The sequence below is a fragment of the Pseudomonas sp. IPO3774 genome, assembly GCF_013386835.1.
Classification (GTDB): Bacteria; Pseudomonadota; Gammaproteobacteria; order Pseudomonadales; family Pseudomonadaceae; genus Aquipseudomonas.
The window spans coordinates 78,932-91,149 of record NZ_JACAQY010000003.1; the positions used below are offsets into that span (position 1 = coordinate 78,932).

9 protein-coding genes are annotated in these 12,218 nt (G+C 63.0%); all 9 read right to left on the reverse strand.

All coding sequences use genetic code 11. The features are described from left to right. Positions 1 to 23: 23 nt before the first annotated feature. Positions 24 to 2,780 carry a malto-oligosyltrehalose synthase gene (locus HYE77_RS01420; RefSeq protein WP_177068299.1) on the reverse strand — a complete coding sequence of 919 codons (2,757 nt, stop codon included), beginning with the start codon at positions 2,778 to 2,780 and terminating at the stop codon, positions 24 to 26. Continuing rightward, complete coding sequence (gene malQ, locus HYE77_RS01425; RefSeq protein ID WP_087692374.1) at positions 2,777 to 4,861, reverse strand: 4-alpha-glucanotransferase; 2,085 nt, start codon at positions 4,859 to 4,861, stop codon at positions 2,777 to 2,779. Before malQ ends, HYE77_RS01420 begins: the two co-directional genes overlap by 4 nt. After that, complete coding sequence (treZ, locus tag HYE77_RS01430; protein ID WP_177068300.1) at positions 4,858 to 6,609, reverse strand: malto-oligosyltrehalose trehalohydrolase; 1,752 nt, start codon at positions 6,607 to 6,609, stop codon at positions 4,858 to 4,860. The genes malQ and treZ overlap by 4 nt, the downstream gene beginning before the upstream one ends. Before the next feature lie 16 nt (positions 6,610 to 6,625). Continuing rightward, positions 6,626 to 8,185: a glycogen synthase GlgA gene (gene glgA / locus HYE77_RS01435; RefSeq protein WP_177020003.1), complete on the reverse strand. Its 1,560-nt coding sequence runs from the start codon at positions 8,183 to 8,185 to the stop codon at positions 6,626 to 6,628. A 460-nt stretch (positions 8,186 to 8,645) separates the two neighbouring features. Further along, a complete protein-coding gene (locus tag HYE77_RS01440; protein ID WP_177068301.1) occupies positions 8,646 to 9,599 on the reverse strand; it encodes a D-2-hydroxyacid dehydrogenase family protein in 954 nt (317 codons plus the stop codon). Between the two features lie 27 nt (positions 9,600 to 9,626). After that, positions 9,627 to 10,640 (reverse strand): alpha/beta fold hydrolase, encoded by a 1,014-nt coding sequence (locus HYE77_RS01445; RefSeq protein WP_087692370.1) that lies wholly within the window; start codon positions 10,638 to 10,640, stop codon positions 9,627 to 9,629. A gap of 55 nt (positions 10,641 to 10,695) precedes the next feature. Next, positions 10,696 to 11,127 carry a YqaA family protein gene (locus tag HYE77_RS01450; RefSeq protein ID WP_177020006.1) on the reverse strand — a complete coding sequence of 144 codons (432 nt, stop codon included), beginning with the start codon at positions 11,125 to 11,127 and terminating at the stop codon, positions 10,696 to 10,698. Positions 11,128 to 11,130: 3 nt separating this feature from the next. Next, positions 11,131 to 11,577, reverse strand: coding sequence for a DUF411 domain-containing protein (locus HYE77_RS01455; RefSeq protein WP_177068302.1), 447 nt, complete (start codon positions 11,575 to 11,577; stop codon positions 11,131 to 11,133). A 154-nt stretch (positions 11,578 to 11,731) separates the two neighbouring features. After that, positions 11,732 to 12,187: an SRPBCC family protein gene (locus HYE77_RS01460; RefSeq protein ID WP_003207553.1), complete on the reverse strand. Its 456-nt coding sequence runs from the start codon at positions 12,185 to 12,187 to the stop codon at positions 11,732 to 11,734. Positions 12,188 to 12,218: the final 31 nt, after the last annotated feature.

Here is a 12,218-nt window from a genome sequence, read left to right on the forward strand (position 1 = left end):
CGCAATGCTCCTCACAGAAAATTTCAGCTTTCTTGATCATCAGGATTGATAAAGACATTGACCGGGAAATCCCCCAGGGCAGCGCTGATCATGAGCTCCTTGTTTGGTGTGACTGCGCCTGTTCGGAAAAGTCCCTTCCAATTTTGGGTTGGAGCGGCGAACGGTAATCGGACCCGGGTATCGCCCCAAATCTGCGCGTTGATCAGGGGATACACACCGTTTTCAAGCAGCCGGTGAGGCCAGCGTGGCACCACCACCAGCAGCTGTTTGCCCTGGTATTCGCGGTAGAAAGCGACCACCCGTTCGGCGTGTTCGCCCACCACTTCCAGAGGCTCGTACGTGCCCTGGCGAAACAGTTGCGGATGCGCCTTGCGCAACCCCAGGACCTGGCTGATCAACGCCTGTTTTATACGCCCGTCATGCCAGTTGAACATCAGCTCGCCGATGTCCGGCGGCGTGTGCAGCCCCTGTTGCCGTGCGGGGTAGTCCACCGGGCGGCGGTTGTCAGGGTCCACCAATGTGAAGTCCCAGAACTCATCGCCCTGATACAGGTCCGGTACGCCCGGCACGGTGAGGCGAAGCAAGGATTGCGCCAGCCCGTTGAGCGCGCCGGCCGGGGCGATGGCCTGGGCTGCCTCGCCGATGGCATCGCGCAGGGTCTTGCCGGCGTCCTCCAGCAGCAGCCGTGACAGGAACGCTTCGACACCTTGCTCGTACAACTCGTTGGGTGCGCTCCAGCTGCTGTTGAGCTTGGCTTCACGCAGGGCTTTCTGCTGCCACTGCCACAGGCGCTGGTGATAGTCCGCCAGGCCCTCGGTATCGTCGCGGTACAGGTCCAGCGGCCAACTGCCCAGCAGCACCTGATAGAGGATCAGTTCGTCACCCGCGGACGGCGTGTTGGCATCGCTGCGCAGGCGGGCGGCGAGGGGGCGCCATTGCTCCACCTGCTCGGCATACCAGTCGGCGGCCTCGCTGAGCACGGCCAGGCGCGCACGGGTATCTTCGCCGCGCTTGTGGTCGTGGGTGGCGGTGGCCAGCAGGTTGTCGGGGAAGGTGCGCAGTCGTTGCTGGTTGACCGCGTGGAAGTCTTCCAGCGGGGCGCTGAATTGTTCGGTGCTGAAACCCACGTCATTGCGCGACAACAACACACCCGAGCGGTAGAACGCAGTGTCTTCCACGGCCTTGGCCGCCGCCGGCGAGGTCAGTTGCTGGAAGCGTACGCAGGCGTGCTTGAGCATCTTGCGTTTGCGGCCCAGGGGGCGGTCGCGCCAGGGTTGGCCGCCGAGCCATTTTTCCAGGTAGTCGAGCACCGGCCAGTCGCCTTCGCTCAAGGTGCTGCGGGCACCGGCCAGGGCTTGCAGGAAAAACACGTCATCCAGTTCGCTGCGGCCCCGGGCGCTGATGTAGGTGCGGTACACCGGGAAATGCACGATCAGTTCCTGCAACGCGCGGCGAATTGCACCCAGGGTCAGGTCGCGGCTCATCACATCGTCCCGGGCCACTTGCAGCAGGGCCTGGGCCACACTTTCAAAATCCCCGGCCAGGGAACCGTTGAGGATCTGCTGCCGGGCCAGCCAGGCTTCTTCGATAAATGAAGACGGGCGTTCGGTATGGCGGGTCCATAACTCGGCCAGGGGTTCGAAGCCCTTCGGGTCATGTTGCAGCAATGACAGCTGGTTCATGAATTCGTAGCCGGTGGTGCCGTCCACGCGCCAGTCTTCACGCAAGGTTTCGCCTTCGCCGAGGATCTTCTCGACGAAGATCGGCAAGTGCCGCCCACTCGCCAGCGAGTCTACCCGGCGGCGCAGCTTGCGGCAGTAACCGCGTGGGTCGGCGAGGCCGTCGATGTGGTCGATGCGCAGGCCGTCGATCAGGCCTTCGCTGATCAGCTGGAAGATCTTGCCGTGGGTCGCTTCGAACACCGCGCTGCGTTCAACCCGCAGGCCACCCAGCTCGTTGACGTCGAAGAACCGCCGCCAGTTGATATCGTCCGCCGCCGTGCGCCAGCTGGCCAGGCGATAGCTTTGTTGTTCCAGCAGGTGGTGCAGGCGGGCGAAACCTTCGGGCTGGCGGGCGTCGTAGAGGTCGAGGTTCGCTTCGATGGCCTTCAGGGTTTCGGGGTCGCGGGCGGCCTCGATCAGTTCCTGTTTCAGCGCGGCGGCCTGGGGATAGGCGTCCGGCTGGTAGGCCAGGCTGCTGAAGCGATCGGCCAGTGACTTGACGGGCACCAGCTCGCCGTATTCCCGCGGGCAGATCGGGAAGCGATGTTCGTAATGCTCGACGTAGAAGCTGCCGTGCAGCGGGTCGAAGCGCAGCGGCAGGGCACCCGACTGCAGGGCTTCGCCGTAGTCGCTGCCCAGGAACGGCATCAGCAGTTGGCCCTTGAGCAGCGGGTCTGGCGAGTGCCATTGAATGTCGAAGAATTCGCTGTAGGGACTCAGGCGACCCCATTCCAGCAAGTCCAGCCACCACAGATTATCGGCACCGCCGACAGCCATGTGGTTGGACACGATATCGAGGATCAGCCCCATGTCATGTTCGCGCAACGCCGCAACCAATCGCCGCAACGCCGGTTCGCCGCCCAGCTCGGGATTGACGGTGGTGGGATCGACCACGTCATAGCCGTGCATCGAACCGGCGCGGGCGCTCAGCAATGGCGAGGCGTAAAGGTGGCTGATGCCCAGTTCGGCGAAGTACGGCACCAGCGGCACGGCGTCGTCGAGGGTGAAGCCCTTATGAAATTGCAGGCGCTGGGTAGCCCGTAGCGTCAATGCTTTCATCGGTCACGCTCTTGGGCCTGGATGCGCGCCACGGCCAGTAGCTCAAGGCGGCGGGCGGCATTGTCGTCATCGAGCAGGGTGGCGGCATCGCCCGGCAGGCGGCGGCGCCAGTTCGGGTGGGTGTCGGTGGTGCCGGGCAGGTTGGATTGTTCCTCGACCCCCAGGGCGTCCTCCAGCGGCAGCAATACCAAGGGTGCACGGGTGTGGCCCAGGTAGCGCACGCTGGCGTCGATGACGTGGTCGGTTTCGTTGCGCACTTCGTCGATGAAGTTCTGCGGGTCCTGGCTCAAGGCCTGGCGCAGTGCCTGGCGTTCCCGCAGGCGGTGTTCGCTCCATTGCTCGACGGTGGGTGCATCGATCAGGCCCAGCTGGACATTCCAGTCGATATCGCGGCTGTGCCACCAACCGTTGAGGGTCGGCAGGTCGTGGGTGCTGGTGGTGGCCAGCGCGTTGTCCGGCCAATCGAGGATCGGCTTGAACTGGCCGCCGTGGTCTTGTTCGAACAGCAGCACGCGCATGCCGAGGATCGAGCGCGCGATGAGTTTTTCCCGCAGGCCGTCGGGTACGGTGCCGAGGTCTTCACCGAGGACGATCGCCTGGTGGCGGCTCGACTCCAGGGCCAACAGCCGCAGCAGGTCATCCACCGGGTAATACAGGTAGGCGCCGTCCCGTGGAGAGGCGTCCATCGGGATCACCCACAGGCGTTGCAGGCCCATCACATGGTCGATGCGCAAGCCGCCGGCGTGGGCGAAGTTGGCCCGCAGCATTTCGATAAACGCGCGAAAGCCGTTGCGCTTGAGGCCTTCGGGGGAAAACGCGGAGATACCCCAGCCCTGGCCGGCACGGTTGAGGATGTCAGGTGGCGCACCCACGGTCAGTTCCGCCAACAGTTCATCCTGGCGGCTCCAGGCCTGGCTGCCGCCGCCGTCGGCGCCCACTGCGAGGTCGGCGATCAGGCCGACACCCATGCCGCTGCCGCGCGCCGCTTGTTGCGCGCGTTCCAGGCACCGAGCAATCAGCCATTGGCTGAAGGCGTAGAAGCCGATTTCGTCCCGATTGGCTTCGGCAAATTGCACCAGGGCCGGGCTTTGCGGGCTGTGCCAGTCCTCTGGCCAGTGGCGCCAGTCGAGGCTCTCGCCGTTGGCCGCGCGTTCGGCTTGTACGGCTTCGAAGCGGCAGTGGTTTTCCAGGGCTTCACCGCCAGCCTGGCGGAAGCTCAGGAAGTCGGCATGTTGCGGGTGGTCGCCCTGGCGGAAGTCGTCATACAGGGTGCGCAACAGGCGCTGCTTGGCTTTGGCCGCGGCCGGCCAGTCGATCAGGCTTTGTTGCTCAAGGTCATTCAATTCGTCGGCCAGCCCGCTGGCTTCGATGGCAGTTTGCACCGCACGTTCGCCGAGGATGCAGCCGGGGGACGCGTACAAACTGTTGAGGAACAGGCGGCTGGACGGGGAATAGGGGCTGAAGCGCTCGGTGTCGGCGCTGAACATCGCGTGCATCGGGCTGATGGCCAGGGCGTCGGCGCCGCGTTCGGCGGCGGCGCGGGCCAGTTGTTCCAGGGCCTGGGTATCGCCAAAGCCGCCGTCGCCGCTGCGGCGCAGGGAATACAACTGGGCGCTCAAGCCCCAGGCGCGGGCGGTCTGGGTGTCGACCGCTTCTGCAACGGTGTAGCAATGCGTCGGTGCCACGGCCAGGGTGAAATGCTGGTCGGCAATATGCACTTGTTGGTAGCCGACCGGAATCGAGCCGGGCAACACCGCGTTCTCGTCCAGGCTCAGGTCCAGCACGCTGGAATCTTCGAGGTGAATCTGGCACGGCGTACCGGGAGCGAAGTAGCGCGCCAGGTCCAGGCCGGCGCCGCTGTCGACGGTCATCAGGGGCGGCAGGTGCTTGTCTTGTTGCACGCGTTCGAGGTCCAGCAGGCTGGCTTCGATCTCGGCGTCGCTGTCGGCCGGGTGGCCCAGGCCTTTGAGCACGGCGCGCAGGGCGTCGGGCTTTACATGTTGCGGGCGGCCATTCGCGTCGATCCAATCGACGGCCAGGCCCGCTCGGCTGGCGAGTATTTCCAATTGCGCGTCGCTCAAGGGTGCTCTCCAACAGGGGAATGGGTGAGGCTGACGCGGGCGCTGAGGGGAGCCAATTGTTCGGCCCCGCTGGCCTGCGTCACAAATAGGAGGTGCTCGGCAGCCGGGTAGTTCAGAGAATCGGCGCTCAGGTTGAGGTCGATCTGCAACAGGCTGCCATTGCCCAGGCGCCAGCGCGCCGTGACCGCGCCCTCTGCCAGCACGTGCGCACCCAGGGCCATGCTGCCGGGCAGGTGCGGCACGATATGTTGGTGGCGCAGGCTCAGCAGGTGCCGGTAGAGCTGCGAGTCGCCGCAGTCGGCGAGGGCGGGTGCCGAGCGGCGGAAGGTCTGCAGGGAGTTGGGGTCGGGAATGCGTTCGCGGCGTTCGGGGTCGCTGAACGCGGCAAAGTCGGCAAACTCGTTGCGCCGGCCTTCACGTACCGCCTCGGCCAGTTCGCCGTGATGGTCGGTGAAGAACAGGAACGGCTCCTCGGCGTTGACTTCATCGCCCATGAACATCAGCGGGATCATCGGCGACATCAGCAGCAAGGTCGTCGCGGCGCTCAGGGCCTGGGGCGAACACAGTTGCTGCAGGCGTTCGCCCAGGGCGCGGTTGCCGATCTGGTCGTGGTTCTGCAGGAACAGCACAAAGGCGCTGGGCGGCAGGTGCCCGCTGGGCTCGCCGCGCGTGTGGCCGTGGCGCGTGGTGTGGCCCTGGTAGATAAATCCTTCGCTCAGGCAGCGCGCCAGTTTTCCCGTGGGGTCCTGGGCGAAATCGCTGTAGTAGGCGTCGGTTTCGCCGGTGAGCAGCACGTGCAGGGCGTTGTGGCCGTCATCGTTCCACTGGGCGTCGAAACCGCTTTCCAGCAGGCTGGCCTGGTTGAATTCGTTTTCCAGCACCAGCCACACATGCCGCCCCGTGTCGACTTGCTGGCGTACTTTTTGCGCCAGCTCCTGCAGAAATTCGGGATCGTTGATGGCGTGCACGGCGTCCAGGCGCAGGCCGTCGAAGCGGTATTCCAGCAGCCACATCAGGGCGTTGTCGATGAAGAAATCCCGGACCTCCCGGCGATCAAAGTCGATGCCCGCGCCCCAGGGCGTGTGCACGTCTTCGCGAAAGAAACCCTTGGCGTAGGTGCCGAGGTAGTTGCCGTCGGGGCCGAAGTGGTTGTAGACCACATCGAGGATTACCGCGAGGCCATAGTGGTGCGCACTGTCGATCAGCTGTTTGAGCTGCTCGGGCGAACCGTAGGAGGATTGGGGAGCGTAGGGCAGGACACCGTCGTAACCCCAGTTACGTTCGCCGGGGAATTGCGCGATGGGCATCAGCTCAATGGCGGTGACCCCCAGTTCGGCGAGGCGCGGCAGTTGTTTCTCGACCTCGGCGTAGCCCCCCAGTACGCCCACGTGTATCTCGTAGATCACCGCTTCGTGCCACGGCCGGCCTTGCCAGTGGCTTTGGCGCCACTGATAGGCCAGGGGGTCGACCACCACGCTGAAGCCGTGAACGTCCGTGGCCTGTGCCCGGGAAGCCGGGTCGGGAACGTCCTGTTCGCCGTCGATGTTGTAGCGGTAGCGGGTGCCCGGCGGGCATTGCAGCTGCACCACAAACCAGCCATCGGCCTGGGGCAGCATCGCTACCGATTTTCCTTCCTCAAATTCAACGCTGACATAAAACGCGTCTGGCGCCCATAACGCGAAGCGGGTGTGTTCCGCATCCAGCATGATCGCGCCGTGGGGCCAGGTTTCCAGAGTCCGTGACGGCATCTATGAAGACCTCTTTTTACTGTTTCCCCGATCTTCCCAGCGCTTTCGCTACCAGTTGCTCATAAAGTTCGGCATAGGGTTCCACTGCCTGGCACCAGTTGAACGGTGCGGCCATAGCCCGGCAACGCATGGCGTTGAGCAAGCCTGGGAAGGCGAAGACCTTGAACGCGCGGCTCAGGGCCGCTTCGTAGCTTTCGACAGTGGATTCGTTGAACAGGAAGCCGGTGACGCCATCCTCGATGGTGTCGGCCAGGCCGCCGGTGTTGCGAGCGACCGGCAACGAGCCGAAGCGCTGGGCATACATCTGGCTCAGGCCGCACGGTTCATAACGGGACGGCATCAGCAGGAAGTCGCTGCCGGCGAACATGCGGCGCGCGTCGGTCTCGTTGAAGCCGATGCGCACGCCGATCTGGCCGGGAAAGCGCAGGGCCAGGGCACGCATGGCTTGTTCTTCTTCCGGCTCACCACGGCCGATGATCGCGATCTGGCCGCCATTTTCGACGATGAAACTGGCGACCGCTTCGGTCAGGTCCAGGCCTTTCTGGTAGACCAGGCGCGATACCACGGCGAACAGCGGGCCGGTGGAGTCGTGCAAGCCAAACAGGTTGCGCACATGGGCGGCGTTCAGGGCCTTGCCTTCCCAGTCACCAATGTTGAAAGGGTGGGTCAGGTGCGGGTCGGTGGACGACTCCCAGCTTTCATCAATGCCGTTGGGAATGCCGCTGAGCAAGCCTTGCTGGGTCTTGCTGGCGAGAAAGCCATCCAGACCGCAGCCAAATTCGGGGGTGGTGATTTCCTGGGCGTAGGTGGCGCTGACCGTGGTGATATGGCTGGAATACGCCATGCCGGCCTTCAGGAATGACAGCTTGCCGTAAAACTCCATGCCTTCTTGCTGCAAGGCGTGTTCGGGAATGCCCAGCTCCGGGCACGAGGCCAGGCTGACCACGCCCTGGTAGGCGAGGTTATGAATGGTGAATAGCGTTGGAGTGCGTGACCCACGCCAGTGCATATAGGCTGGCGCCAGGCCTGCTGGCCAGTCATGGGCGTGCACCAGGTCCGGGCACCAGTGGATCTGCGCCAGGTTGGCGGCAATATCGGCGGCGGCCAGGCCCAGGCGGGCGAAGCGGATATGGTTGTCGGGCCAGTCGCGGCCGTTGTTGGCGCCGTAGGGCGTACCTTCGCGCTCGTAAAGCTCGGGGCAGATCAGCACGTAGATAACCAGGCCGTCCTTGAGGTCCATGCGCCCGATCTTGCACGGTGGCAGCGCGGCGTGGCCCCCCAGCTCACCGATGATATGAATCGGGTTGTCGCTGTCCAGCACTTGCGGGTAGCCGGGGATCAGCACGCGCACATCGTGCAGGTGCGCCATGGCGCGGGGCAGTGCGGCGGAAACGTCGCCCAGGCCGCCGGTTTTCACCAAGTCGGCCAGTTCGGAAGTGACAAACAGCACTTTTTTGCGATTGGGATTCACACGTGGGACCGGCCGCACCGTGTTGGGAAGGTCGGCCAATGAGGTCGGCCCGCCAACCGGCTGACTAAAACGCTCTCCCTGAGTATCTACAGCGGCACTGATCATAGTTCTCTCCCGAGTTCTGGTCGGCTGATGGCATATGGCAATCAGCGAAGGTTGACCGCGTCCTGCGGCCAGGCGCACAAGCGCTACACAGACTGGCAAGCCTTATGCCAGTTGTGCTGGAGTCTTAAATAGAGTGGATGGACGGGCGTTCGGTGGGAACCGTCAGCACTCGCCTTACCTTAAACCTGACCTGTGGCAGAGTTGGAAAGTTTCGATTTTTTGCGGGGTTTTTGTTTTGGATCGGACCCATCGGTCATGAGTCTAGGACAGATCCCAGAGCCTGTGGGGTCTGTGGGGTATTTTTGTAGGACAAATTTTTTTCATGAGCCCGGTAGCAGCTGTCGAGCCCCAGCGAGGCTGCGTCGGGCGCACTGCCGATCCTGAACCAGGGCGCGCCCGACGCAGCCTCGCTGAGGCTCGACAGCTGCCACAGGGGGGAGTGGGAGGTGAAATGTGTGCACTAGCTTAGTGCGCGAACGGGCACTCCTTTGGCCCACGCTTGGATGTCTTCGATCATCTGCTGGTAGAACTGGCGGTAGTTCTGCTCGCTGACGTACCCCACATGAGGGGTGGCCAATACGTTGGGCAACTGGCGGAATGGATGCCCGGCTGGCAGCGGCTCCTGGGCGTACACGTCCAGTGCCGCGCCCGCCAGCCGGCCATTGGCCAGGGCGTCAATCAAGGCGGCCTCATCGACAATCGGCCCGCGTGCCGTGTTCACCAAATGCGCCGTAGGTTTCATCCAGCCCAACGCTTCGGCGTCCACCAGCCCGCGGCTGCGGTCGCTGAGCACCAGGTGAATCGACAACACGTCTGCCTGTTCAAACAACTCGCGCTTGCTGACCCAAGTCACGCCGCTTTCGGCAGCGCGCTCTGGGGTAAGGTTTTCGCTCCAGGCAATTACGTGCATGCCGAAGGCCTGGCCAAATTTGGCGACCTTCTGGCCAATGCTGCCCAGCCCGAGAATCCCCAGGGTCTTGCCGTACAAATCGCCGCCCAGGCCCACTTGCCAACCCCCGGCGCGCAGGGAATTGGCTTCGGCCAGCAGGTTGCGGGTAGACGCCATGATCAGTGCCCAGGTCAGTTCCGGGGCCGCGTGCTTGTAACTGTCAGTGCCGCATACCTGGATACCCAGGGCCTTAGCCGCAGGAATGTCGATGGCGGCGTTGCGCATGCCGCCGGTCACCAGCAACTTGAGCCTGGGCAAGCCTTGCAACAGAGCCCGGTCGAAGGTGGTGCGTTCGCGCATCACGCAGATCACCTCGAACCCCTGCAAACGCTCGATCAACGTGGCGGTGTCCGCCGGGTAATCGTGGAGGAAGTGCACCTGGCCGACCGACGCCAGGACTGACCAGTCCACCACGCCACTGGCCACATTCTGCCAATCATCAATCACTGCGATCTGTACCGACATTCACGCATGCCTCGAAAAAAGGTTGGATTAAAGGGCGTTCAGCCCTTGCAACAGTGCCTTGTGAAACTGTGCCGGCTCTTCCATTTGCGGTGCATGGCCCAGGCCCGGGAACTCCACCAGGGTAGCGTGGGGAATCAACTTGGCCACTTGCTTGCCCAGCACCGCGTAGTTGCCGAGCTTCGCCTTGACCGCCGGTGGCGCCAGGTCTTTGCCAATGGCGGTGTTGTCGGAAGTGCCGATCAGCAGCAGGGTGGGCATCTGCAGGTCCTTGAACTCGTAGTACACCGGCTGGGTGAAGATCATGTCGTAAATCAGCGCCGAGTTCCACGCCACCTGGGTGTGGCCGGGGCCTTTGTTCATGCCGGCGAGCATATCGACCCAGCGGTCGTATTCAGGCTTCCAGCGGCCGACGTAGTAGGTGTCGAGCTCGTATTTGCGGATGCCTTCGGCGGTCAGTTTCAACTCGCGCTCGTACCATTGGTCAACGCTGCGGTAGGGCACGCCGATGGCCTTCCAGTCTTCCAGGCCAATAGGGTTTACCAGTGCAAGTTGTTCGGTTTGCTGCGGATAGAGCAGGGCGTAGCGTGTGGCAAGCATGCCGCCGGTGGAATGGCCGAGCAGGGTAGCCTTCTGAATACCAAGTTTTTCCAGGAGTTGATGGGTGTTGATCGCCAGTTGCTGGAAGCTGTACTGGTAATTGTCCGGCTTGCTGGAGGTGCAGAAACCGATCTGGTCGGGAGCGATCACCCGGTAGCCGGCGTCGCTCAGGGCCTTGATCGATTCATCCCAGGTGGCGCCGCAGAAGTTCTTGCCGTGCATCAGCACGATGCTGCGCCCGTTGGCCTTGCCCTTGGCCGGCACGTCCATGTAGCCCATCTGCAGGGATTTGCCCTGGGACTGGAAGGTGAAGTGCTCTACCGGGTACGGGTATTGGAAGCCTTGCAGCTCGGGGCCGTAGGTCGGACCTTCTTCGGCGGCGAAGGCGGGCAGGGCGCTGCCGAGCAACAGGCTGGCGACGCACAGAGAGCGGATCTTGGACATGGTTAGAGCTCCGGGAACAGTGCCCGGATGCTGTGGCGAGGGGATTAACGGGAGATTAAATCCAGTGCAGGGTGAGCATGGCCAGTACCCCGTAGCGCGCCCCTTTTGCAAGGGTCACCAGCACCAGGAACCGCCAGAACGGTTCGCGCATGACCCCGGCCACCAGGGTCAGCGGGTCACCAATGATCGGCACCCAACTGAGCAGCAACGACCAATGGCCCCAGCGCTGGTAGTGGGTACGGGCCTTTTCCAGGTGCCTGGGGCTGACCGGAAACCAGCGTCGATCCTTGAAGCGCTCGACCGAGCGGCCCAGCAGCCAGTTCACCACCGAGCCCAATACGTTGCCGGCCGTTGCAACCCCGAGCAGCAGCCACACGCTGTAATGCCCGCTGATCATCAGCCCTACCAGCACCGCCTCCGATTGCATCGGCAACAGCGTGGCTGCGCCGAAGGCGGCGAAAAACAGTCCCAGGTAACCGGCAAGCATCAATCAGCGTGCCGGATAGTCAGCCACTACCATGTCTTTGCCATCGCGAGTCAGGCCGATGACCTGATAGGCATCGCTGCTGCCGTCCATCTCCATGCCAGGCGAGCCCATGGGCATGCCTGGCGCCGCAATGCCCAGCAAGTCGTCGCGCTTGCGCAGGGCCAAGACCTGGTCGGCTGGCACATGGCCTTCGACGAACTTGCCGTCGATCACGCCGGTATGGCAAGACGCCAGGCGCGGCGCCACTCCCAGGCGTTGCTTGACCTCGCTCATGTTGCTTTCCACATGGTCGTTGACCTTGAACCCGTTGCTCTCCAGGTGGGCAATCCACTTTTTGCAGCAACCGCAGTTGGCATCACGGTGCACGTCAATCGGGATCAGCTCGGCAGCCTGGGCCAGGGTGCTCATGAGCAGGGCCGACAGTGCGGCCAGTCGCAGGGTGGTTTTCATCGTCATCTCATCGGATAAAGGGCAACAGCGGGGCATTCTCCCTGCTTTTTGGAAAAGGGTTTCCCGGGATTGTTACGAGGTTTTGCGAAAAACCGACAGCACCAGAATAACCGCCTGGTGCTGTCGGAAAACTGAGAGGGATATGACGGTTTTGTCAGGCTGGCGGGGATTCCAGGCGCTGCTTGAGCTGATCAAGGGCCTGGTTGGACAGTGCGATCATGCGCTCATGCAGGGTGGTCAGTTGCAGTTCGGTTTCATAGGTGAGGATGCGCTTGAACAGCGTGCCGTTGCCCTGTACTTGCAGCAGATAATGAATACAGCCATCGACCGCCAATGAGGTGAACGCGGTCTTGAACTCCCGCGGTCGCTGCGCAATCTGCACGCGATAGCTCATGGGAACCCGCACACCCAGCAGGTCGATGGTTTCAGTGAAACGATGACCGGCAGGCAATGAGCCGGCGATACCGGTGTCGGCGCCCAGGGATGTCGGATGCCATTCATGCCAGCGATCCGGTTGGGTAACGTAGTCGTAAACATCGTCGATAGAGGCTTGTATATAGCGTTCCTGACTGATCCGCTCCAGACGGATCGGGTGCTCAACTGCGTGCATGACACACCTCCTGTGTGGCGGAGCGAACTGT

Coding starts and splice junctions, on each gene's coding strand:
- HYE77_RS01420 (WP_177068299.1), bottom strand. CDS start 2,780: ATGAAAGCATTGACGCTACGGGCTACCCAGCGCCTGCAATTTCATAAG.
- treZ (WP_177068300.1), bottom strand. CDS start 6,609: ATGCCGTCACGGACTCTGGAAACCTGGCCCCACGGCGCGATCATGCTG.
- glgA (WP_177020003.1), bottom strand. CDS start 8,185: ATGATCAGTGCCGCTGTAGATACTCAGGGAGAGCGTTTTAGTCAGCCG.
- HYE77_RS01440 (WP_177068301.1), bottom strand. CDS start 9,599: ATGTCGGTACAGATCGCAGTGATTGATGATTGGCAGAATGTGGCCAGT.
- HYE77_RS01445 (WP_087692370.1), bottom strand. CDS start 10,640: ATGTCCAAGATCCGCTCTCTGTGCGTCGCCAGCCTGTTGCTCGGCAGC.
- HYE77_RS01450 (WP_177020006.1), bottom strand. CDS start 11,127: ATGCTTGCCGGTTACCTGGGACTGTTTTTCGCCGCCTTCGGCGCAGCC.
- HYE77_RS01455 (WP_177068302.1), bottom strand. CDS start 11,577: ATGAAAACCACCCTGCGACTGGCCGCACTGTCGGCCCTGCTCATGAGC.
- HYE77_RS01460 (WP_003207553.1), bottom strand. CDS start 12,187: ATGCACGCAGTTGAGCACCCGATCCGTCTGGAGCGGATCAGTCAGGAA.